This is a genomic window from Aeromonas sp. R4-1 (assembly GCF_040908325.1).
Lineage (GTDB): Bacteria > Pseudomonadota > Gammaproteobacteria > Enterobacterales > Aeromonadaceae > Aeromonas > Aeromonas veronii.
Genome location: NZ_JBFODM010000087.1, coordinates 13,809 through 35,435 on the forward strand (window position 1 = coordinate 13,809; position 21,627 = coordinate 35,435).

Annotated in this window: 19 protein-coding genes and 1 riboswitch; of the genes, 11 read left to right on the forward strand and 8 right to left on the reverse strand. The window is 61.5% G+C overall.

From position 1 onward, the window contains the following. Positions 1-5: 5 nt before the first annotated feature. A riboswitch (cyclic di-GMP riboswitch) is annotated at positions 6-93 on the reverse strand. 234 nt (positions 94-327) lie between these two features. Next, positions 328-3,783, reverse strand: a complete 3,456-nt coding sequence (locus AB5Y90_RS16180; protein WP_342401009.1) for a PAS domain-containing hybrid sensor histidine kinase/response regulator — start codon at positions 3,781-3,783, stop codon at positions 328-330. A gap of 215 nt (positions 3,784-3,998) precedes the next feature. Between AB5Y90_RS16180 and AB5Y90_RS16185 the strand changes: the two genes are divergently transcribed. From AB5Y90_RS16185 to AB5Y90_RS16195, 3 genes are read left to right on the forward strand one after another with little or no spacing between them, the layout of a single operon-like run. Then, on the forward strand, positions 3,999-4,547 hold the full coding sequence (locus tag AB5Y90_RS16185) for a DUF2975 domain-containing protein (RefSeq protein ID WP_368167247.1): 549 nt from the start codon (positions 3,999-4,001) through the stop codon (positions 4,545-4,547). Between the two features lie 7 nt (positions 4,548-4,554). Continuing rightward, positions 4,555-4,764, forward strand: a complete 210-nt coding sequence (locus AB5Y90_RS16190; protein WP_005335250.1) for a helix-turn-helix transcriptional regulator — start codon at positions 4,555-4,557, stop codon at positions 4,762-4,764. Between the two features lie 7 nt (positions 4,765-4,771). Continuing rightward, entirely contained in the window at positions 4,772-5,989 is a 1,218-nt protein-coding gene (locus tag AB5Y90_RS16195; protein WP_368167249.1) for a hypothetical protein, read from the forward strand. A gap of 76 nt (positions 5,990-6,065) precedes the next feature. Here AB5Y90_RS16195 and AB5Y90_RS16200 read toward each other — a convergent pair whose 3' ends face one another. Both AB5Y90_RS16200 and AB5Y90_RS16205 read right to left on the reverse strand, forming a co-directional pair. Beyond that, complete coding sequence (locus tag AB5Y90_RS16200; RefSeq protein WP_368167250.1) at positions 6,066-7,220, reverse strand: 3-phenylpropionate MFS transporter; 1,155 nt, start codon at positions 7,218-7,220, stop codon at positions 6,066-6,068. 289 nt (positions 7,221-7,509) lie between these two features. Beyond that, on the reverse strand, positions 7,510-9,615 hold the full coding sequence (locus tag AB5Y90_RS16205; protein WP_368167252.1) for a TonB-dependent hemoglobin/transferrin/lactoferrin family receptor: 2,106 nt from the start codon (positions 9,613-9,615) through the stop codon (positions 7,510-7,512). Positions 9,616-9,808: 193 nt separating this feature from the next. On the opposite strand from AB5Y90_RS16205, the gene AB5Y90_RS16210 reads away from it, so the two are divergent. Genes AB5Y90_RS16210 through AB5Y90_RS16220 form a run of 3 tightly spaced genes read left to right on the forward strand, consistent with a single transcriptional unit; the run spans position 9,809 to position 11,781 of the window. Then, entirely contained in the window at positions 9,809-10,780 is a 972-nt protein-coding gene (locus AB5Y90_RS16210) for a ChaN family lipoprotein (RefSeq protein WP_368167254.1), read from the forward strand. Between the two features lie 25 nt (positions 10,781-10,805). After that, entirely contained in the window at positions 10,806-11,360 is a 555-nt protein-coding gene (locus tag AB5Y90_RS16215; RefSeq protein WP_368167255.1) for a cysteine hydrolase family protein, read from the forward strand. A 37-nt stretch (positions 11,361-11,397) separates the two neighbouring features. Next, positions 11,398-11,781: a hypothetical protein gene (locus AB5Y90_RS16220; protein WP_005335256.1), complete on the forward strand. Its 384-nt coding sequence runs from the start codon at positions 11,398-11,400 to the stop codon at positions 11,779-11,781. An 87-nt stretch (positions 11,782-11,868) separates the two neighbouring features. On the opposite strand, the gene hutZ is transcribed toward AB5Y90_RS16220, so the two are convergent. Both hutZ and hutX read right to left on the reverse strand, forming a co-directional pair. Further along, entirely contained in the window at positions 11,869-12,426 is a 558-nt protein-coding gene (hutZ, locus tag AB5Y90_RS16225) for a heme utilization protein HutZ (protein ID WP_005335257.1), read from the reverse strand. After that, on the reverse strand, positions 12,423-12,935 hold the full coding sequence (gene hutX / locus AB5Y90_RS16230; protein WP_005362516.1) for a heme utilization cystosolic carrier protein HutX: 513 nt from the start codon (positions 12,933-12,935) through the stop codon (positions 12,423-12,425). Before hutX ends, hutZ begins: the two co-directional genes overlap by 4 nt. Before the next feature lie 170 nt (positions 12,936-13,105). Between hutX and AB5Y90_RS16235 the strand changes: the two genes are divergently transcribed. The 5 genes from AB5Y90_RS16235 (at position 13,106) to pepE (ending at position 18,383) form a co-directional block, all read left to right on the forward strand. Next, entirely contained in the window at positions 13,106-13,957 is an 852-nt protein-coding gene (locus AB5Y90_RS16235; protein ID WP_075115016.1) for a hemin ABC transporter substrate-binding protein, read from the forward strand. Next, positions 13,954-14,985 carry an iron ABC transporter permease gene (locus AB5Y90_RS16240; protein ID WP_331379059.1) on the forward strand — a complete coding sequence of 344 codons (1,032 nt, stop codon included), beginning with the start codon at positions 13,954-13,956 and terminating at the stop codon, positions 14,983-14,985. The genes AB5Y90_RS16235 and AB5Y90_RS16240 overlap by 4 nt, the downstream gene beginning before the upstream one ends. Positions 14,986-14,996: 11 nt before the next feature. Then, positions 14,997-15,809 (forward strand): heme ABC transporter ATP-binding protein, encoded by an 813-nt coding sequence (locus AB5Y90_RS16245; RefSeq protein WP_368167257.1) that lies wholly within the window; start codon positions 14,997-14,999, stop codon positions 15,807-15,809. 230 nt (positions 15,810-16,039) lie between these two features. Continuing rightward, positions 16,040-17,401 carry an endonuclease/exonuclease/phosphatase family protein gene (locus tag AB5Y90_RS16250; RefSeq protein ID WP_368167259.1) on the forward strand — a complete coding sequence of 454 codons (1,362 nt, stop codon included), beginning with the start codon at positions 16,040-16,042 and terminating at the stop codon, positions 17,399-17,401. Between the two features lie 244 nt (positions 17,402-17,645). Then, on the forward strand, positions 17,646-18,383 hold the full coding sequence (gene pepE, locus AB5Y90_RS16255; RefSeq protein ID WP_368167260.1) for a dipeptidase PepE: 738 nt from the start codon (positions 17,646-17,648) through the stop codon (positions 18,381-18,383). 120 nt (positions 18,384-18,503) lie between these two features. Here the strand turns inward: pepE and AB5Y90_RS16260 are convergent, their stop codons facing one another. The 3 genes from AB5Y90_RS16260 to dnaB all read right to left on the reverse strand — a co-directional run bounded on the left by AB5Y90_RS16260 (position 18,504) and on the right by dnaB (position 21,590). Further along, positions 18,504-18,923 (reverse strand): secondary thiamine-phosphate synthase enzyme YjbQ, encoded by a 420-nt coding sequence (locus tag AB5Y90_RS16260; RefSeq protein WP_047437090.1) that lies wholly within the window; start codon positions 18,921-18,923, stop codon positions 18,504-18,506. Next, positions 18,923-19,996, reverse strand: coding sequence for an alanine racemase (alr, locus tag AB5Y90_RS16265; RefSeq protein ID WP_136501453.1), 1,074 nt, complete (start codon positions 19,994-19,996; stop codon positions 18,923-18,925). The genes AB5Y90_RS16260 and alr overlap by 1 nt, the downstream gene beginning before the upstream one ends. Positions 19,997-20,195: 199 nt before the next feature. Further along, entirely contained in the window at positions 20,196-21,590 is a 1,395-nt protein-coding gene (gene dnaB, locus AB5Y90_RS16270) for a replicative DNA helicase (RefSeq protein ID WP_026035132.1), read from the reverse strand. Between the last annotated feature and the right edge of the window lie 37 nt (positions 21,591-21,627).

The following is a 21,627-nucleotide window of genomic DNA, read 5'->3' on the forward strand; positions in this document are numbered from 1 at the left end:
CAACCTGTGGTGGCCCCGCTATCTCAAGTACGGCTCATCCCTGGACCGGAAGCTTTGCGTCCCGATCTTGCGATCGGTTTGCCCTTCAGTTACTTCATTTGCGATGCAAAAAATCGCATCCCGACTATAGAGTGAGCCAATCCGGTCTGCCACTGTCGGCGTTCACCGACAGTGGCAAGCCAATACTGTAACTGGCGGCGATTGCGCAGGGAGATGAAGAGATCTTCGCCAATAAATCTCTGTTTTCGACATTCATCCATGACCACGGGCCACAGGATCATTCTACGGTTTTGTGAGCCGGTTCACGGCTAGCCGCCCCGGATGCGGCTAGCGCAGCAGCAGGCTGTTCATCAGGGCCCGCAGTTTGAGCGGTTTGACCGGTTTGCTGATGTAGCCATACCCCCGCTCGCGGATCTGCGCCTGCAACTCGCTCTTGCGATCAGCACTGATGATGATGCCTCCCAGCTCGTCGCCACACACCCGTTGCAGGGCAGCGAGCGCCTCCAACCCGGTCTTGCCATCGTCGAGGTGATAGTCGGAGAGCACCAATCTCGGCACAAACCCTTGTGCCACCAGCTCCTCGGCTTCGACCAGATCGACGGCGCAGCGCACCTCGCAGCCCCAACGGCCGAGCAGGGTGCTCATGGCGGTCAGAATGTCCCGCTCGTTGTCGATACAGAGCACGGCGACTCCTTCCAGCTGGCTGTCACGCACCACCGGCGCCGCCAGCTGATGGGCCGTGACCGGCCGGGTCGCCAGATTGAGGGTCACCGCAAAGACCGATCCCTTGCCCGGCCAGCTCTGCAATGTGAGCTGATGACCGAGCACCTGCGAGATGCCGCGGGCGATGGCGAGCCCCAGACCCAGCCCCTGCTCCTTGGCGGTGCGGGAGTGATCGAGGCGGGAGAACTCGTCAAAAATAGCTTCCTGCTTGTCCTGCGGGATGCCGGGGCCGTTGTCCCATACCTCGATGCGGATCTTCTCCCCCATCCGGCGACAACCGAGCAGCACCCGGCCACCCGGGTTGTAGCGAAACGCATTGGTGAGGAAGTTCTGCAGCACCCGGCGCAGCAGCCGCACATCGCTGTGTACCGCGTGCTTGCTCTCCACCACCGAGAAGTGGATCCCCCCCGCTTGGGCCAGCACGCCAAACTCCGCCTTGAGGTTGTCGAGCAGATCGCGCAGGGCAAAGTCGAGCTTCTTGGCCTTGAACTTGCCCGCTTCGAGCCGCGAGATATCGAGCAGATCGGTGATGAGATCCTCGGTCGCCCCCAGTGCATCATCGATATGGCGGGCGATGCGGGCCTGCTCGCCAGCATCGGGCAACATCTCCAGCAGGGAGGAGGTAAACAGCTTGGCGGCATTGAGGGGCTGGGTCAGATCGTGGCTGACCGCCGCCAGAAAACGGCTCTTGGATTGATTGGCCCGCTCCACCTGCTGGTTCACCAGCAGCAGTTGGCGGTTGAGTTCGGAGAGCTCACGGGTGCGCTCGGCCACCCGTGCCTCCAGATGTTCGTTCGCTTCGCGCAGCACCCGCTCCGCATCGCGAAACGGCGTGATGTCGGTAAAGGTCATAACAAAACCGCCGGCGGGCATGGGGTTGCCCTGCATCTCGATCACCCGCCCATCCGGGCGCTCCCGCGCCGAGATATGGGCGCTGCCCCGCTTCATAAAGGCGACCCGCCGCGCCACGTGATCCTCGATATCGCCGGGGCCACAGAGCCCCTGCTGGGCGTTGTAGCGGATGATCTCTTCAATGGGGCGCCCTGCCTGAATAAGCCCCGGCGGATAGTGGAACAGCTCGATGTAACGGCGGTTCCAGGCCACCAGCCGAAGCTCCCTGTCCACCACCGAGATCCCCTGCCCGATATGCTCGATCGCCCCCTGCAGCAGGCCGCGGTTGAAGCGAAACACGTCGGAGGCCTCATCGACTATGGTGGCGATCTCCTCGAGCTGCATATTGCGCCCCTGCAGGGCAGAGGCAAGCACCAACCGCGCCGAGGAGGTGCCAAATACCCCCGCCAGCAGCCGCTCGGTGTGGGCAATCAGTTCGGCCGAAGCCTGCATCTGGGGCGCCAGGGTGCCGCCCCGCTCACCGGCGAAGCGACCAAACGCACGCTTGACCCGGCTTGAGCCGACAAAGCGGGCCGCCAGCATCTCCAGCTCCTTGACCGAGACCCGCGCCTGATAGAGGGCGGCGGTATCGCGGCTCGGCTTGCCGACAAAGTTGGCCGCCTGCAGCCGCTCGCTCACCGCAGGGCGCGACAGCAGCGAGCCCGCCACATAACCGAGCAGGTTGAATAGCAGGCTCAGGAAGATGCACCAGGCCCCGAGACTCAGCTCGCGAAATGCGGGCCAGTCCGGCGGTGCCAGCAGTTCGGCCAGCGGTGAGCCGGCCAGCAGCCCGCTCTCCACCAGCAGGGTCACGAACCAGAGGCTCACTCCGAGGCTCAACCCAAGATAGACCCCCTTGCGATTGCCGTGACGCCAGTAGAGGCCGAGCAGCAGGGCCGGCGCAAACTGGGCCACCGCGCCAAAGGAGAGATAGCCGATGCGCGACAAGCTGGTGAGATCGCCGAGCCAGAGGTAAAGCCCCCAGGCCGCCAGCAAGATCAGCAGGATGGCGCCACGGCGCACCTGCAACAGCAGCCGTACCAGCCGCTCGTCGCGCCCCTGCCGCCAGAAGCGGCGCAGCAGCACCGGCAGCACCAGATCGTTGCTCACCATGATCGCCAGTGCGATGGTGCAGACGATTACCATGCCGGTGGCCGCCGAAGTGCCGCCGAGAAACGCCAGCATCGCCATGCCATCGAACCCGAGGGCCATCGGCAGGCTGATCACATAGGTGTCAGAGGCCATATCGGCACCCACCCACTGCTTGCCCGCCAGCGCCAGCGGCCAGATAAAGAGCCCCATCACGAACAGGTAGAGCGGGAAGATCCAGCGCGCCCAGTGCAGATCCTGCCCCTGATTGTTCTCCACCACAGTCACATGAAACTGGCGCGGCAGGCAGATGACGGCGCACATCGCCAGCACCGTATAGATGGCAAGCTCCAGCAGGTTGCCGGGGCTCACCGCCACCACCTGTGCAAAAAAGTCGCGGGTCACCTGCTCGTGAGCCTCGCCCGGTTTGCTCAGGATCAGCCAGAGGGCGAAGCCCCCCACCGCGATAAAGGCCAGCAATTTGACCACCGACTCGAAAGCGATGGCCACCACCATCCCCCTGTGGTGCTCGGTGGCATCGAGATGGCGGGTGCCGAACAGGATGCTGAACAGCGCCAGCAGCAGAGTGACCCCGAGCGCCAGCTCGCTGGTATTGCTGGTCGGGCTGATGCCGCCGCTGTTGACCATCAGCAGATCCAGCCCGGTGACGATGGCTTTTAGCTGCAACACCAGATAGGGGAGGATCCCCATGATGGCGATGAGGGCGATCACCATGGCGAGCCGCTGGGATTTGCCGTAACGGGCGGCGATAAAGTCGGCGATGGAGGTGATGTGCTCGCGCTTGGCCACCAGAATAAGGCGGGCCAGCAGCCGCCAGCCAAACAGAAAGACCAGCATGGGGCCAAGGTAGATGGGCACCGGCGACCAGGGGGATTCACTCGCCTGCCCCACGGTGCCGAAGAAGGTCCAGGAGGTGCAGTAGACCGCCAGCGACAGGCTGTAGAGCAGCGGTTGCCCCTTGAGACGGTGCCGTTTGTGCTTGTCTGCCACGAAGGCGATCAGAAACAGCAGCCCCAGATAGGTGAGCGACAATCCGATCAGCAGCCATCCCTGGTGCATCGATAACTCCTTGTCCATGTTGAGTTTTTGTATACAGTCTCGCCAGTCTAGAGAGGCAGCAGCCAAAAGTCATCCCCTTCGGACAGATTGAAATTATCGTTTTTCAATAAGTTTTATCTTGACTGTATATCGCAAAACAATAAACATTGCCGATATGAATATTGATAAACGATAAACTTTACCTTTCAGATAAAACCATCACAGTGAGGAATGAGATGATCTCCAACAAACTCGAACGCTCGAGCATGCTGATCGAATGGCTGCTACTGCTGGCACTGCTGGCTACCCCTTTGATCACTTTGCTGGAGGTGTGGACCCCCTTCGGTGGCGCCGATTTTCTGCAGGAGAAGCTCAACACCATCTTGAGCCGCCCCGGCATCAATCCTGCCGACTATCCCCTTCACTTCTCCACCCGGCTGCTCGGCACCCTGGTGCAGCTGTTGCCGGATCTGGTCTTTATGATGATGCTCTGGCAACTGCATCAGCTGTTTCGCGGCTACCGCGCCGGTCTGCTCTTCACCTTCGAGCAGATCCGCCGCTACCGGCAGATCGGACTGCTGCTCTGTACAACTTTCCTGGTCGAATTGATCCTGACCCCCTTGCTGGATACGGTGCTCACCATGAGAGGCCCGGAAGTACTCGGTACCATAGCGCTGAGTACCTCAGATTTCCGGGTACTGCTGGCGGGACTGATCGTACTGGCGCTGGCACTGGTCATGCGCGAGGCCAAACTGCTGGCCGATGAACAGCAACTGACGGTGTGAGGAACGTATGCCCATTATCATCCGGCTCGATGCCCTGCTGGCCGAGCGCAAAATGACCGCCCGCGAGCTTGCCCAGCGCATCGACATCACCGAGGCCAACCTCTCGATCCTCAAGAATGGCCACGCCAAGGCGGTGCGCTTCTCCACTCTGGAGGCCATCTGCCGTGAACTCAAATGCCAGCCCGGCGATCTGCTGGGCTACGAGCAGGAGCGCTAACCCTCTTATGAGTCGTCATATCACCCTGTTTGCCCTGTGGCTGCTGCCGCTGTGGGCCTGCGCTGGCAATGACGCGAACGGCCCCCGCTACCTTATCGAGCAGGGCGCCAGCGCCAATGTGCTGCAAGTGCACCTCACCATGCAGGGCAAACCTCCCTTTACCCTGCTCCCCGCTCGTCAGTTGCCGGGCAGTGCCACGCCGGTTTCCCCCGCGCTGGTCTGCCTTGCAGACAACCAGCCGGTTGCCCTCAACCAGCCCTTCTCCTGCAAAGAGATCGGCTGGCAGATCACGCTCACACCGGCTCCGACAGTGGGCGCTGATGCCTCGGCCCAACAGTCGCTGCTGTTTGCTCCCAACCAGTGGCTATTGACCGAATGGGGTAACTTTGTGCGCCAGATGGGGAGTCGCCAAGGAAAGGTCTGTCTGCCGGATGGCAGCTGCCAACCACTGCCGGATGTCAACCAGCCGCCGCTGATCCTGCCGTTTGGTCTGGACACAGTGCCCGTCACCAAGCCGGATCCGCGGCTGGTGCTGAGCCATGACGAGACCGCCAACCAGCTCGATCTGCCGGCCTTGCAGCAGCAACTGAATGAGATCATCGACTATCTGGCCTTCCAGCTCGATGTGGATCCGCCCACTCACCCGTGGCAACTGGTGTGGCTGGGGCGGGATGTGGCGACCCGCTCCCTTGGCGGCGCTGCTGGGGATCAGGTGTTTGTCGCCAACTACCCCACCGAGGCTGGCAAACCGACGCCACAGGCCCCCTTGCGCCTGCTGCGCACCTCGGCCCACGAGGCGGTGCATATCCTCAGCGCTCGCCGCACAGCTCCACAGCCCACCTGGGTCAACGAAAGCCTCGCCGAGTACCTCGCCATCAAGGCACTGCGCCGCTTTCGGCTGCATCAGGTCACGGCGGTCAACGAGCTGGCCGAGCGGGGCAAACAGCTGCCCCATCGCGAGAGCGGCCTCTATCGGGCAGCTCGCGAGGTGATGGCTGGCGATCGCTCCTACTACCCGCTCTTTTACGTCAAGGGGAGCGCCTTCTGGGAAGCGCTGGAGCGGGAGCTGCAGCACAATGACGTGACGATGGCGCAACTGCTGCCCCAACTGGGCTGGCTGCCGGATGGCCGCTTTGATGCTGCATCCAATGAGCTGCTTGCCGGCACCATCGGCTCGGATACCTGGCGCCGCCTCAGCCGCCTCTATCTGGGCGAGCAGCAGTAACAGCGCAACCGCGACAACGAAAAAGGGAGAGCCGTGGCTCTCCCTTTTTCCAGATGATGATTCAAATAGAGCTGTATCAGGCTGGAGCCCTCTCCTGCGCAGAGGGCGCAAAGGGGCGCAGCCGCAGGAAGAACACCGGCAACACCACCAGCACCATCAGGAAGAAGATGCCGCCGCCAAGAGGCTCGAACAGCACGCCGCAAAGTGCCATCAGGGCCGCCACCGTCATGCCGAGGCCAAGGGCCGCATAGAGTGCCTGAGTCGGGATCAACTGCTCGGCGGGCAGCTGGCGGGTCATGAAGCGCACAGCCCCCAGATGGCTCATGCCAAACGTCACCGAGTGGAGCAATTGCCCCAGCACCAGTACCCACAGCTCGGTCGAAGCCCCCAGCAATACCCAGCGCACCACGCAACCGATGGCTCCGGCGATAAAGAGACTCTGGGCGCCAAAGCGCTGCAAGAAACGCTTGTCGGCGGCGAACATGCAGATCTCGGCCACCACCCCGAGCGCCCAGAGATAGCCGATGATGGTGCCGCTATATCCTTGCGCCTTCCAGTAGATGGCGCTGAAACCGTAATAGGCGGCGTGGCTCCCCTGCAGCAACGCCGTCAGCAACAGGAAACGGCGCACCGGTGCGCTGCGCAGAGTCGCCAGCAAAGAGGCCTTGGCCCGCTCGCCCTGACTATCCTGTGGCGCCGGATAAAGCGGCAGCCAGCTGAGCAGCAGCATCAGCACCAGCCCCGCCACCATGGTGTGCAAAATCCAGTCGCTACCGAAGTTGCCCACCAGCGCCCCCACCAGGGTCGAGGCAACGATAAAGGCAAAGGAGCCGCACAGTCGCACCTTGCCGTAATCGAGGTGCGCCTGCACCACCATGCGGGTCGCCAGCGCCTCCCCCACTGGCATCAGGGTCGGATAGATAAAGTTCGCCAGCAGGGTCAAACCCACCAGCCACCAGAGGTTATGACTGAGATAGAAGCCGAGAAACGCCAGCAGACTGAGCAGGGAGAGCAACCGGGTAACCGGCAGCAGATGGCCCGCCCCCTTGATCTGCCCCATCACCATCAGGTTGCCGGCAAAACGGATCGCCATCCCCGCCCCCAGCAGGAGACCAATCATCTCGGCGCTGACGCCCCCCCCCTCCAGCCAGAGCGACCAGAACGGCAAGTAAGCACCGTAGACAAAATAGAAGGCGCCGAAAAAGAGCGCTAACCAGGAGAACGCGGGCATAGATCCTCTGCAACCGGATGACGGGAGCAGAATGATAACCCATCCGCCCCCGCAGATCCCGATGGAAACCCTGCGCAGAAAACGAAAAAACTCCAATAAAATTGAACTATTACCGAAGAGGTGGGGTCTACTTGGTAACACCTCCTCCTGGTTAGTGTTGCAATCCTTCAACCCGCCCATGGCGGGTTTCTTTTTTAGGCAAACATCTGCTCTGCTCCATCGTCACAACATGGCGGCGACAAAAAAGGGGCCGAAGCCCCTTTGATCATCTGCGTCTGTTGTTTGCTCTTTAGAATACGTATTTGACCCGTGCACTCAGGTTGCGGCCCGGTTCGGTCATCATGCTGTTATCGGAGCCCTCGGCACGACCGGCGATGCGCTCGTAGCTGGTGTACTCCTTGTCAAACAGGTTGAAGACCCCGACGTTGAGCTGCAGGTCGGTCATCGGGTTGAACTGGGCGTACATATCCACCACACCCCAACCGGCGCTCTTCACGTAATCGTTGCCTTTGCTGTCTTTACGGACTTTGTCCATGTCGTCAGCAAAGCGCAGCGCGGTGTTGAAGTTCCATTGGGACTGTTCCAGACGCACACCGACGGAGCCGTTCAGCGGGCTCAGGCTGTTGATGTAGTTGCCATCCCCATCCTTGCCTTCGATGTAGGCGAGGTTGCCCCATACATTGACGATGTCGTTGAACCAGTAATCCGCCTTGGCTTCGACCCCTTTGGTGGTCGCCTTGCTCAGGTTCTGGTACTGGTAGACGGCGGTGCGCCCCTCTTTGCCCACTTCCACCATCTCGATGAAGTCTTCAAACTTGTTGTAGAAGCTGGCTACTTCATAGCTGAAGCCGTTGCTGCTGCCACGCACGCCGAGATCGATGCCGTCGCTGCTCTCCGGATTGAGGTTCGGGTTGGGCTCGATGCGATAGCCGTACGCCTGATGGTTCAGGGTAGAGAAGGCACTGTCATACATGGGGGCCTTGAAACCGTGGCTGTACTGGGCGAACAGGTTAGCCGCCTCGTGGGCCTTGAACACCAGACCCAGCTTGGGTGACAACTCCCCTTCGGAGAACTTGTGCAGCTTGTCGCCGGTGTAGGCCGGATCGTTGTCCGGGGTCATCCGGTAGTAGTCATAACGGGCACCCGGGGTCAGCACCCAGCGCTCGCCAAACTTGATCTCGTCAAAGGCCCACAGGGCGCTGCGCTCGCTGGTAGTAGCCGGGAAACTCAGCTCGTTGTAGCCGACAAAATCACCGGGAGTCGTCGGCCCCTTGTAACGGGTACGTTCGTTGTCGGTGTGCTCGTATTCAGCCCCCCAGGCCAGGCGGTGGTTGGCGACCGCCTTGTGGAACTGCAGCTGGGCGCCGATGTTCTTCTGATCGAACACGTTGTGATCCAGCGAGTTTTTGGTCACATAGGGGTTGCCGGGGCTGACCGGATACTTGGATGAGGCATACTGATCCAGCGTCTGCTTGGTGCGGGCAAAGTAAACCTTGCTATCCATCCGATCGGCCCAACCTTGATTCAGCGCGATGCCGTGATCCAGCACCACAGAGAGGTTGTCGGTCTGCTTGTCGGTGATGGGCTGATCAAAGACACGGGCAGTACCGGTACCGACCTTGTTGAGCTTGACCGCATCCGGCTCCTCGCCATCGGTCAGGTAGTCGACGGTCAGCTTGAGGAACTGTTCATCGGAGAGATTCCACTTGCTCTTGAGCAGCAGGGCGTGGGTACCGATATCGAAGTCGTTTTTGGTGGAGTCGAAATTCTGGGTCACACCGCCATCGCGCCAGGTGTAGCGCAGCAGGTTCTCCACTTCACCAGTGCGCAAGGCGCCGGTAAAGCCCGCCATCTTCTGGTGGCTGCTGGAGGCGTAACCGCTGGTCACATCCAGATAACTATCCTTGCCCTTGAGGAAGTCGCTGGCATCCTTGGTGGTGATGGCAATTACGCCACCCAGCGCATCGGAGCCGTAGGCGGCAGACGCTGGCCCCTTTGCCACTTCTACCTGCTTGATCATGTCGGTATCGAAGTAGCTCTGGCCAACCCCGCCCTTGCTGTAGGCATCGTTCTGGCGCACACCGTCGCGCACCACCTTGACCCGGTTTTCCCCCATGCCGCGGATGATAAAGGTCTGCGCATCCCCCTGACCGCCGAGCACGGTCACACCGGGTTCGTAGCGGAACAGGTCGGCGACGTTGGTGACGACCTGTTCTTCAATCTGCTTGGCGGTGATCACCGAGATGGGGCCGGAGACATCTTCCAGTTTTTGCTCCATCCGTGAGCCGCTGACGACCACGACTTCATCCGCCTTCTGGGTGGCAGCAAAGACCTGGGAAGAGAGACCGGCCGCCACGGCGAGGGCAACCAGAGAGAGTGCGTTATGATGGGTCACAGCGAATCCTTATTGAGAACTGTTATCAAACAGGCCGCATATTACCCGGCTCTCGACAAAGATCAACAAGAAACGAAATCATTCTCATTTGTTTTGAACCAAATTGGTTTTACACTGTCGCCCTGTGTTGCCCTTATTCTCTATTAGCCCCCCGAGATGCACCGGCATCCGGGCATATCAGCCGTGAGATCCCATGATTAGACGACTTCCCCTGCTCGCCCTGCCGCTGCTGCTGGCAGCCTGTGCCACCCCCACCCAACCGACCCAGTCATCACAGTTGCAGACGCTCTATGACTACCGGCTAAGCAGCGAGGGAGACGCAGACCTGACGCTGGAGCAGGCAATCGCGCGCATTGCCGACGCCGACATCATTCTGGTGGGTGAGCTACACAGCCATCCCGCCGTGCATCTGTTGCAATCGCGCCTGCTGAGCAGGCTCTACACCGCAGGTCAGCAGCACGGTCGGCCATTGGCCCTCTCCATGGAGCAGTTCAGCCGCGCCGACCAGAAGACGCTGGATGCCTATCTGGCGAACCAGATTGGTGAAGCGGCCTTGATCCGCGAAGGCAACGCCTGGCCCAACTATCCGAGCGACTACCGCCCGCTGGTAGAGTTTGCCAAGGCTCACCAGATGCCGGTGATCGCCGCCAACGCTCCCAAACCGCTGGTGAGCTGTGTCGGTCAGGAGGGGCCTGAGTGGCTCGACAAACTGCCCGCGTCGCGTCGCAGCCAACTGGCCCGCCAGCTGACGCTGGGGGATGACCCCTATCGCCAGAAATTTATGGCCTCCATGCACCACGGCGATGCCGACAGCAACGCCCGCCGCTTCGCCGCCCAGACCAGTTGGGATGACACCATGGCCGAGAGCATGGTGGATTATCTCGTCAAGCACCCGGGCCAGCAGATCATGCATATCGCCGGCAATTTCCACGTCGAGGGGGGGCTTGGGCTCGCCAGTCGCATCGCCCGCCGCAATCCTGCCCTCAAGGTAGCGCTGGTCGTGCCCCGCACAGATGAGACCTCTGTTGCAGATCCCGCAGCCGATGTGCAGGTAACCATCATGCCGCTGCCTAAGCGCTGGCAAAACAGTGACGAGATGAAGCAAGATATGGGCGCGCTGCATCAATCCCGCAGTCGTGACTGCAGCCAGTGGCTGCAACCCTAATCTTCCAGGAAACGGCGGGTAAAATATGGATGTGTTACTGATCATCGATGTGCAGCAAGGCTTGTTCAACGAGCCCCGTTACCGCCAGGAGCAGGTGCTGGCCAATATCAATCGGGCTGCGGCCCATGTCAGGCAGCAACAGGGACGGGTCATCTATATCCAGCATGACTCGCCCCCCGGTACCGAACTGGAACCGGGCACCCCGGGTTGGCAGTTGCACAGTGCGCTGCAACCGGCCAAGGGAGAGAGCCGGGTGCGCAAGACAGCATGTGACAGCTTTCTCGATACCGAGCTTGCCTTCCTGCTGGCCGAGCAGCCGGTCGATCGACTGCTCCTCTGTGGCTGCGCCACCGATTTTTGCGTCGATACCACGGTGCGCAGTGCGGCCTCCCATGGGTACGAGGTGCTGGTGTTGAGCGATGGTCACACCACCGCCGATCGCCCCCACCTGAGCGCGGCCCAGATCACCGAGCACCATCACTGGATGTGGCGCCACCTCAGCCTGCCGGAGGGGCGCAGTGTGACCCTGCTCACCACCGACGAGCTGCTGGCAGTAACACCCGCACTGCAGCCGTGCTAATCTGCGAGCCTCGCCTCGTTTCTCACTGGAGTCTGTCGTGCGCCTGTTGTCTGCCACCCTGTTGTTGATTGTTCCCCTGCTGTCGGCCTGCTCCAGCTTGCCCGGACAGAAGTATGACGGGCCGGAACCTCTTTTTCTGACCCACATCAACGAGGAGGGGAGCAAGCGTTTCACCTTTGAAGCCGCGCCCAACGACACCTTGCCACGCGGCCTCTCGGCGGCCCAGAGCCAGCGGCTGCTGGAACAGCGGGAGGCGTTGCAGGAGAATCTGCTGACCGAGACCCTGGCGACCAAGCAGTATTGCCGCCAGGGATACATCGTACTGAGCCAGACCTCCTGGAAGGTGCGGGGGGAGTGCAACGAAACGGCCACCGACGCCGATCGTCGCGCTTTTCCCAACAAGGCCAGCTGGCAGGATTGAACAGGCCGGATGAGATAACGCAATAAAAACGGGCAGCCCAGTGGCTGCCCGTTTTGTTATGACGGCTGTTGTGGTCGACAGGGATTATCAGACCGGCGCATCGGCCGGGCTGGTGAGCTCGGCACCGTTGTCGATGCGCTTGTGCCCCTCCACCAGATGGACGAAATCCACCAGCTCGTCACCGGAGACCGCGAACGCCTGGCCGAAGCCCTTGACGAACAGCCCCTGCTCCGGCTTGAGGCGGAACAGTTTGAAATCCTTGAGGTTGGAGAGACCCTTGATGATCTCGCCAAAACGCCCCTCCAGCGCTGCAACCGCCTTGCTCCAGCGCGCATCGTCACGGGCCACCACTTCGGCCACCGCATCGAAGGTGAGGCGCTTGCGGGCAAACAGCTCGCGGGCACCGCTCTCATCCTCGATCAGCATCAGGGATACTCGCGGCACCTGTTGCAGGTTACGGGCGTGGCGAGCGATCTCGGAGATCAGCACATAGTAGCCATCTTCCTGCAGCACAAACGGGGCATAGCTGGCGTTGGGATTGCCTTCACCATCGACGGTGGCGAGCTGCAGGGTACGGCAGCTGTCGCGAAACTCGCGGATCTCCGGTTGCAGGCGGTTCTGCAGACGCTCCTGACGTTCACTCATGCTTTGACTTCCTCTTGAGAGTTGTGGCGCAGCGCCATAAAACGGGTGACCTGATCGGCCAGCAGCTGGCGTTTCTCGTCGCGACCCAGATAGACCTTGAAAATGCAGCGGCCGGAGTGACCGAAGAACTGGAAGGAGTGCCCCTCCTTGCCCATGAACAGCTTGCTGACCAGCGCAATCCCCGCCACGTTGTCGAGCTTGAGATGACCATGCAGCTCACCGTCGCGGCCCATCAGGTTGTAGTAACCGCGTGCGTCCTTGCCTTTCGGGAAGGGGGCTTTTACCTCGAAGATGGATCCTTCTGATTCAACGATGGTGGTCACCGGGCCCCAGTCGGCCAGATCTTCCAGCAGACCTTGTGCGCGATCGGCGGGTAGCAGGGTCACCAGCTCGGCGGGCAGATGGCGAACCACCTCCCATTCGCTGATGGCAAGCTGGGCCGCAAGGGTGGACGGATGAGCGCCGGGATCCTGCTCCAGCAGCGCGTGAATGCGTTGTGCAATGCTCATGTTTTCTCCCTCTGCGGGACCATGTTGTCCCGCTGTTTATCATGGCGGCTACTCTAATAAAGCACCGAAACCAATGCAATTGATAATTGCTATCATTATCAGTGCATTTTTTCCAAAGCCTTGATATTCTCGGCGGCACACCCGTTTCATTCACCCCTTCGGAGGTTAGCATGGGCCGTCGTCTTGCCCTCGCCATCACCCTGCTCTGCAGTTCACTCTCTCCCTTCTCTGCCGTTGCCGCCGACGGCCAGAAAGAGCGTATCGTCAGTATCGGCCCGGCCACTACAGAACTCATTCTGGCACTTGGCGGTGAATCGAGCCTGATCGCCACCGATGTCAGCAGCCCCTTGCCAAAAGGGTTGCCCAAGGTGGGTTATCACCGGGCACTGGCCGCCGAAGGTATCCTGAGCCTCTCCCCCACCCGACTGGTGGGCAGCGACGAGATGGGCCCGGCCCCGACCCTGGATCAGCTGCGCCGTGCCGGGGTCAAGGTGGAGGTGCTGGATACCGCGCCGACTCTCGCCAACCTCAATCAGCGTATCGACACCCTCTCCAGCCTGCTGGGCGACAAAGCCGCTGGCGATCGCCTGAAGGCAGAGATCCAGGCTCAGACCGATCAGCTGGCGACGCAAGCCAAACAGAACAAACCGCTCAAGGTCGCCTTCCTGCTGCTGCACAAGGGGCAACCCACCAGCATCGCCGGGGGTGACACCACCGCCAGCGCGCTGATCTCGCTGGCAGGCGGCATCAATCCGGTCGCCGAATTACGCAACTACAAGCCGGTATCCGCCGAATCCCTCATCGAGATGCAGCCCGATCTGGTGCTGGTCAGCGGTCGTGACTGGCAGCAGTATGCCGACCCGGCCAAGGTGCTGGCAGAAGTGCCCTCCCTAGCCGCCACCCCGGCTGGCAAGCGTAACGCCATTCACGCCATCGACGGCCACGCCCTGCAAGGGGGCCTGAGCCTCAACTCCCTGCAGCAGGCGAACCAGATCGCCCAGTGGATCAAGCAGGGGTCATGATGCGGTTACCCCTCTCCTGGCTGCTGGCCTTTACCACGGCCGCACTGGCACTGTTGCTGCTCGGTTCGCTGGCAACCGGCCCCATGACCCTCACCCTGGGCGAGAGTCTGCGGGCGCTGTTTGCCGGGCAGGAGAGCGGGATAGAGTCGCACAAGCTGCTGATCGTGCAGGAAATTCGCCTGCCTCGTACCCTGCTCTGCATCGCAGTGGGGGGGATCCTCGGGCTATGTGGGGCCGTGATGCAGGGACTGTTTCGCAACCCCCTGGCTGACCCCGGCATCATAGGTGTCTCCGGCGGTGCGGCGCTCGGTGCGGCGCTCGCCATCGTGCTGCTGGCCCCCCTCGGCCAGCAGCTGCAAGCCACCATAGGGGTTGGTCTGCTGCCGCTGCTCGCCTTTCTCGGCGGCGCGCTCACCACCACCCTGGTCTATCTGCTCGGCACCCGTGAGGGGGGCACCTCGGTCACCGTCATGCTACTGGCCGGGGTCGCCATCACGGCGCTCTCCGGTGCAGTGATCGGCCTGCTCACCTATCTGGCGGACGATCAGATGCTGCGCAACCTGAGCCTGTGGCAGATGGGAACGCTGGCGGCAGGCAAACCGGCCGATGTGGCGCTGGCCCTGCTCACCCTGGCGGCCCTGCTGTGGCTCTTTATGCGCGATGCCAATCCCCTCAACGCCCTGCTGCTGGGTGAAGGGGAGGCTCGTCATCTGGGGGTCAATGTGCAATCCCTCAAACGTCGCCTCATTCTGCTCACCGCCGCGGGCGTCGGGGTGGCGGTGGCGGTATCGGGGATGATCGGCTTCGTCGGGTTGGTAGTGCCCCATCTGGTGCGCCTGCTGGCAGGCCCCAACCATGTCAGGTTGCTGCCGCTATCGGCCCTGCTTGGCGCTGCCCTGCTGCTGGCGGCCGACATGCTGGCGCGCATCCTGCTGGCCCCGGCCGAGCTGCCGGTGGGCATCATCACCGCCCTGCTCGGCGCCCCCTTCTTCATCTGGCTGCTGGTAAAAGGCCGCCGCGCCCTGTGATACGGACTGTTATGCAACCACTCTCATCCTCACTCTCCTCCCCCATGTTGAGCTGCACCCGACTCAGCCTGCGCCGTGGCCAGCGCCAGATCCTGGATGGGCTCAATCTCGACCTCGAGAGCGGCACCCTGACCGCACTGCTCGGCCCCAACGGGGCGGGCAAGAGCTCGCTGCTCAAGTGCCTGACCGGCGAGCTGGAATATGAGGGTTCCATCACCCTGTTTGGCGCAGATCGCCAGCAGTGGGACAGCAGCCAGCTTGCCCACCGGCTCGGGGTATTGCCGCAAAGCTCCTCCCTCAACTTCCCCTTTCTCTGCGAAGAAGTGGTCGCCATGGGGCGCTTGCCCCATAGTGAACCGGCGGTGCGGCGTGACGAGATTGTGGCGGCGGCCATGACCCATGCCGGGGTCGAGCATCTGGCCAAACGGCTCTATCCCGGGCTCTCCGGCGGCGAGCGGCAGCGGGTGCAGTTTGCCCGGGTGCTGGCGCAGATTTGGCAGGCTCCCTCCCCGACCGAGCAAGCCGAGCAACCGCGCCTGCTGCTGCTCGACGAACCCACCTCGGCGCTGGATCTGAAATACCAGCACCAGCTGCTCACCATGGCGCGCGCCCTCGCCAGCCGCAATACAGCTGTGCTGGTAGTGCTGCACGACCTCAATCTGGCGGCGCGCTATGCCGATCGGCTGGTGATGCTGGAGCGGGGCAAGCTGATGGCCGATGGCACACCTGCCGAGGTGCTGACCCCCGAGCTGATTGCCCGTCTCTATGACTATCCGGCACAGGTGATCCACCACCCCGAGAGCGGCCTGCCGATGGTGGTGTGACAAATTCAGAGTGCGGTAACGGCAGGAAGCGCGCCATTCATCCCGGAAACTGCAGCGTATAAACCGGTTTTTCACACCCCATATCGCCCTGCTAACATTCATCATCGCCAGATATGTGGTGTGAATATCCTCACACTTTGCTCAGGCAAAATCCCCGCAGCATCGCCGTCTACTTATAATGGCGCCGCCTCACAGAAGGCATAACTCATTGATGCTACGGAATAATTACAATGAAGAATATCAACAAGACCCTACTGGCTGCCGCAATTTCCCTCGGGATGCTGGCTGGCTGCAACAGCGACAACGACTCAAAGGCAGCTGATCCCATGGTTCGTTTTGCCACCTTCAACCTCTCTTTTGACCGCACTGCCGCCGGTATGCTGAGCGGTGAGCTGGCCTTGACCCGCACCGAGCAGGATGCCCTGCTGGCCCGCCTCGCCGAAGGGAGCCTGAGCGGCGCCACTGAAACCAAAGCCAAGAACGTGCAGCAGATCCGCAACGTGGCGGAAATCATCCAGCGCACCCGCCCGGATGTGTTCCTGCTCAACGAGTTCGACAACGACGGCAAAGGCGAGAGCACCGCCGACCTGAAAGCCTTCAACGACAACTATCTGGCCCACGCCCAGCATGCCGAAGTGACCGCCATCAGCTATCCGGTGATGCAGAACTTCGCCACCAACACCGGCCTGATGAGCGGTTATGACCTCAATCTGGATGGCAAGGTCAACAGCGGCCCCGACGATGCCTGGGGCTTTGGCAACTACCACGGCCAGTACGCCTTTGCGGTGATGTCCAAATACCCCATCGACACCAAGCAGATCCGCACCTTCCAGAACTTCAAGTGGAAGGATATGCCGGGCGAGCAGAACCCCATCATCGATGACTGCAACAATCCCAAGGTCAAGATCCCGGCCAGCCGCCAGTGTGGCGATGCCTGGTATTCAGACGCAGCCTGGCAGCAGTACCCGCTCTCCTCCAAGAACCACGCTGATGTGCCGGTACGGATCAAGACCGAGAAGGGGGAAGAGGTGATCCACTTCCTGATCTCCCACCCGACCCCGCCGATTTTTGCCAACGCGGCGCGTCACACCGTCAAGCACAACCGCGCCGAGATCGCCTTCTGGAACGACTACGTCAAGGGTCTCAACTACATGACCGATGACAAGGGCACCAAGGGGGGGCTGGCCAAAAACGCCAAGTTTGTCATCGCGGGGGATCTCAACGCCGATCCGCTCACCGGTGACGGCGACCTGACCGCCATTCAGGATCTCCTTAACAACCCGCTGATGAATCAGGCCATCACCAATGGCACCCTGATCCCGGTCAGCGAAGGGGGCCCGGAGTGTGTCAGCAAAGGGGCCGACTGCAAACGAAACCTCACTCGCCCCAACCCGGAGCGCATCACCAACTCCAGCGTGCTGCAGCTGGATCACGTCATCCCCTCCGCCAACCTCAACGCGGTCAAGAGCGGCGTCTTCTGGCCTGCCAGCTTCGAGGCCGGTTATCACCTGGTCTATGATGCGAAACTCGGCATCGCCAAGGGAGTCAGTTCGGATCACCGCATGGTGTGGGTCGATCTCAAACTCGACTAACTCTGCCATGACCCCGCTGCGGCGGGGTCTTTTATTGGCAATGGGCGACGAGCTGACCACTACTCATTGATCCACCAGCTTGCATTGAGTTATCCATCCATAACTCCTCCATAGCCGTTGAATGGGCCTCGCGATCACAGAACCGCCGCGCCAATGGTGGTAGCATGCCTCCTCTTGCCATCCGGCCGCACGGCGGATCCGGTGGCCCTCCCTCCTCCGCTTTCACTTTTTGAGGAACGATTTGATGGAACTGCTTCTGCTTAGCAACGGTAAAGCCAACGAATTTCCGGGTCTGCTCGGCTGGGCCCGGGATCGGGTGCAGAGCCTGCTGGCTCGCAAACAGGTCAAGCGCATCCTGCTCATCCCCTACGCGGTGATCCGCAGCGACTGGGATGCCCGCGCCAACGAACTTACCGAGAGCCTCGGGATCGAGACCATCAGCATTCACCACTTCGATGATCCGGTCGCGGCCGTCAATCAGGCCGACGCCATCTTTATCAGTGGCGGCAACACCTGGCGCCTGAATCAGCTGCTGCATGAAAACGGCCTGATCGTGCCGATCCAGCGTGCCGTGCGCGAACGGGGCGTCCCCTATGTGGGCTGGAGCGCCGGTTGCAACGTGGCGACCCCGAGCATCCGCACCACCAACGACATGCCGGTCTGCAACGCCGCCGTGCTGCCGGCGCTGGGCCTGTTCCCGCTGCAGATCAACCCGCACTATCTGGACGCCAGCATCAGCGGCCACATGGGCGAGACCCGCGACGAGCGTCTGGCCGAGTTCTGCGCCATCAACCCGAGCGAGCACGTGGTGGCCCTGCGTGAAGCGAGCCTGCTGCAAATCACCGGAGAAAACGGCAGCGAGCGTCTGGAGTACTGGAGCGCACGCGAGCAGGACTTCAAGATCTTCAAACAGGGTCAGGAGCCGCAAGCCTTTATGGACGCCGCCCCGCTGGCCGAGCTGACCCCCTTCAAGGTCGGCTGAGCCACGCAGAGCGCCATGCCACTGGCCAGCGGATAGCTCGCGAAAGCGTAAAAACGAAAGAGGGATGACTCAATGCCATCCCTCTTTTTTATCGTCATCTTTCAGCTGGTTGCAGCCTGATTACTCACCCTGCAGGGTCACCAGCACCTTGCGGGCACCGCCATCGACACGATGCTCGCCAAGCCAGATCCCCTGCCAGGTGCCGAGCGCCAGCTGACCATCGCGGATCGGCAGTTGCAGGCTCACCCCGAGCAGGGAAGATTTGATGTGGGCGGGCATGTCATCCGCCCCCTCATAAGTGTGGCGATAGTAGGGGGCATCCTCCGGCGCCAGACGGTGCAGATGGGCCTCCATATCGCTGCGCACGCTGGGGTCGCAATTCTCGTTGAGGGTGAGCGAGGCAGAGGTATGTTGCAGCAGCAGGTGCGCCATGCCAATCCGGTAATCCGCCAGCATCGGCAGCTTGGCCACCAGCTCGTCCGTCACCAGATGAAAGCCCCGCGAACGGGGCTTCAGAGTCAGCAGGCACTGCTGCCACATCAGACGTACTCCATAAAGACGCGGGAGGTGAGCTTGGTGATGAGCTCGTAGGGGATGGTGCCAATCTCGTCGGCCACCCGCTCCACCGGTAGCCCCTCGCCCCACAGTACCGCCTCGTCGCCAGGCTTGTCGGTCGCGCCCGGGCCCAGATCGACCGTGCTCATATCCATGGAGACACGCCCCACCAGCGGCACGATGCGGCCGTTGATCAGCACGGAAGTGCCATTGGGCGCCATGCGCGGATAACCGTCACCGTAGCCGATGGCGATCACCCCGAGCCGAGTATCGCGATCCGACACCCAGTTGGCGCCATAACCCACCGGCTCGCCCGCCTTGTGATCCCGCACAGCAATCAGCTGGGTCTTCAAGGTCATCACCGGCTGCAGGTCATAATCGGCCGCTACCGTGTTGGGGAACGGGGAGACGCCATAGAGGATGACACCGGGGCGAACCCAGTCGCAGTGGGAGTCTGGCCAGGCCAGAATGCCCGCCGAGTTGGCCATGGCCCGCTCGCCCGCTAGCGGTGCGGTCAACTTGCTGAAGAGGTCGATCTGCTCGCGGGTGGTGGGCTGCTCCAGCTCATCGGAGCGGCTGAAGTGGGTCATGATGTTGAACGGCTGCACCACGTTCTTGCACTTGCCGAGTCGTTCGATAAAGGCGGGCATCTCGTCGGCACGCACCCCGAGCCGGTGCATGCCGGTGTCGAGCTTGAGCCAGGCCACCACGGGTGCTGGCAGCTCGACCTGCTCCAGCGCTTCGAGCTGCTCCCAGGTGTGAACCGCCGTCTGCAGGTTGTTGGCCGCCAGCACCGGCAGGTCGTCGGCGGAGAAGAAGCCCTCCAGCAGCACAATGGGTTTGACCACGGCGCAGGAGCGCAGCATCAGCGCCTCTTCGATACGGGCCACCGCATAGGCATCCGCATCCACCAGGGTGCGGGCGACCGGCAGCAGTCCGTGGCCATAGGCGTTGGCCTTGACCACAGCGATGATCTTGCAAGCGGGGGCGTGGCGCTTGACCACGGCGAGGTTGTGGCGCAAGGCCGCAGTGTTGATTTGGGCAGTAGCCGCTTTCATGGTTTTCCCTTACGAGGGCACAAATGGCCTCCCCCTCATCGGGCAGAAGACCGCCACTCACTTATCGTCGTCGAAGGCCGGACCGGCATAATTGTCGAACCGGGAAAACAGGCTCTGACGGGCTGCCTTGCAGTGAATGGCAAGCGGGTCAGAGCGGTGGTGGCAATCCTGACCACAGGATTGCCATGATTGTTACTTATCAATAATCGTCGTCAAACGCCGGACCGGCGTAGTTGTCGAACCGGGAGAATTGACCCTGGAAGGTGAGACGCACTCTTCCGATAGGGCCGTTACGCTGCTTGCCGATAATGATCTCGGCAATCCCCTTGTCCGGGCTGTCATCGTGATAAACCTCATCACGATAGATAAACATGATCAAATCCGCATCCTGCTCGATGGAGCCCGATTCACGAAGATCCGAGTTGACCGGGCGCTTGTCGGCCCGCTGTTCCAGACTTCGGTTCAGCTGGGAGAGCGCCACCACAGGGCACTGCAACTCTTTCGCCAAGGCCTTGAGGGAGCGGGAGATCTCGCCGATCTCCAGGGTACGGTTGTCAGAGAGCGCCGGCACCCGCATCAGCTGCAGGTAGTCCACCATGATCATGGATAGGCCACCGTGCTCGCGTGCCACCCGACGGGCACGGGAGCGTACATCGGTCGGGGTGAGGCCGGAGGCGTCATCGATATACATCTTGCCCTTCTCGAGCAGCAATCCCATGGTGGAGGAGAGGCGAGCCCAATCCTCGTCATCGAGCTGACCGGTACGCACCTTGGTCTGGTCGATGCGACCAACCGAGGCGAGCATACGCATGATGATCTGCTCGGAGGGCATCTCCAGCGAGAAGATAAGTACCGGCTTGTCGGCAGTGAGGGCCGCATGCTCACAGAGGTTCATGGCAAAGGTGGTCTTGCCCATGGAGGGACGGGCCGCCACGATGATCAAGTCCGAACGCTGCAAACCGGCGGTCATCTTGTCGAGATCGTTGTAACCGCTCGATACCCCGGTAACACCGTTGTGCGGCGTCTTGAACAGCTCTTCAATCTTGTCGACGGTCTGCTCGAGGATGAGCTTCAGGGGCTGGGGCCCCTCGTTGGCGCTGGTGCGCTGCTCGGCAATCTTGAATACCTTGCTCTCGGCAAGATCCAGCAGATCGCCGGAGGTACGGCCCTGTGGCTCGTAGCCTGCTTCGACGATCTCGTTGGCGACCGAGATCATCTCCCGCACGACCGCCCGCTCGCGCACGATTTCGGCGTAGGCGTTGATGTTGGCGGCACTCGGGGTGTTCTTGGCGATCTCCACCAGATAGGCGAAGCCACCCGCCTCTTCCAGCTGTTCGGAGCGCTCCAGCTCCTCCTGCAGGGTGATAAGGTCAATGGGGTTGCCCGCGTTGGAGAGGCGGGTCATGGCCTGGAAGATCAACCGGTGCGGACGGCTGTAGAAATCCTGATCGATCACCCGTTCGGCAACCCGATCCCAGGCATCGTTATCCAGCATCAGACCGCCCAGTACGGACTGTTCGGCCTCAAAAGAGTGGGGAGGAACTTTCAGCTGTTGTGTCTTGGCGTCTTTTTTCGCCGTCACTTGCTCTGCCATACACATAAAAACCGCAGCGGGAAGGGGACGGGAATTT

Coding starts and splice junctions, on each gene's coding strand:
- AB5Y90_RS16260 (WP_047437090.1), bottom strand. CDS start 18,923: ATGTGGCAGCAGTGCCTGCTGACTCTGAAGCCCCGTTCGCGGGGCTTT.
- AB5Y90_RS16245 (WP_368167257.1), top strand. CDS start 14,997: ATGCAACCACTCTCATCCTCACTCTCCTCCCCCATGTTGAGCTGCACC.
- hutZ (WP_005335257.1), bottom strand. CDS start 12,426: ATGAGTGAACGTCAGGAGCGTCTGCAGAACCGCCTGCAACCGGAGATC.
- AB5Y90_RS16250 (WP_368167259.1), top strand. CDS start 16,040: ATGAAGAATATCAACAAGACCCTACTGGCTGCCGCAATTTCCCTCGGG.
- AB5Y90_RS16185 (WP_368167247.1), top strand. CDS start 3,999: ATGATCTCCAACAAACTCGAACGCTCGAGCATGCTGATCGAATGGCTG.
- AB5Y90_RS16190 (WP_005335250.1), top strand. CDS start 4,555: ATGCCCATTATCATCCGGCTCGATGCCCTGCTGGCCGAGCGCAAAATG.
- AB5Y90_RS16210 (WP_368167254.1), top strand. CDS start 9,809: ATGATTAGACGACTTCCCCTGCTCGCCCTGCCGCTGCTGCTGGCAGCC.
- AB5Y90_RS16240 (WP_331379059.1), top strand. CDS start 13,954: ATGATGCGGTTACCCCTCTCCTGGCTGCTGGCCTTTACCACGGCCGCA.
- dnaB (WP_026035132.1), bottom strand. CDS start 21,590: ATGGCAGAGCAAGTGACGGCGAAAAAAGACGCCAAGACACAACAGCTG.
- alr (WP_136501453.1), bottom strand. CDS start 19,996: ATGAAAGCGGCTACTGCCCAAATCAACACTGCGGCCTTGCGCCACAAC.
- AB5Y90_RS16195 (WP_368167249.1), top strand. CDS start 4,772: ATGAGTCGTCATATCACCCTGTTTGCCCTGTGGCTGCTGCCGCTGTGG.
- AB5Y90_RS16215 (WP_368167255.1), top strand. CDS start 10,806: ATGGATGTGTTACTGATCATCGATGTGCAGCAAGGCTTGTTCAACGAG.
- pepE (WP_368167260.1), top strand. CDS start 17,646: ATGGAACTGCTTCTGCTTAGCAACGGTAAAGCCAACGAATTTCCGGGT.
- AB5Y90_RS16180 (WP_342401009.1), bottom strand. CDS start 3,783: ATGCACCAGGGATGGCTGCTGATCGGATTGTCGCTCACCTATCTGGGG.
- AB5Y90_RS16200 (WP_368167250.1), bottom strand. CDS start 7,220: ATGCCCGCGTTCTCCTGGTTAGCGCTCTTTTTCGGCGCCTTCTATTTT.
- hutX (WP_005362516.1), bottom strand. CDS start 12,935: ATGAGCATTGCACAACGCATTCACGCGCTGCTGGAGCAGGATCCCGGC.
- AB5Y90_RS16235 (WP_075115016.1), top strand. CDS start 13,106: ATGGGCCGTCGTCTTGCCCTCGCCATCACCCTGCTCTGCAGTTCACTC.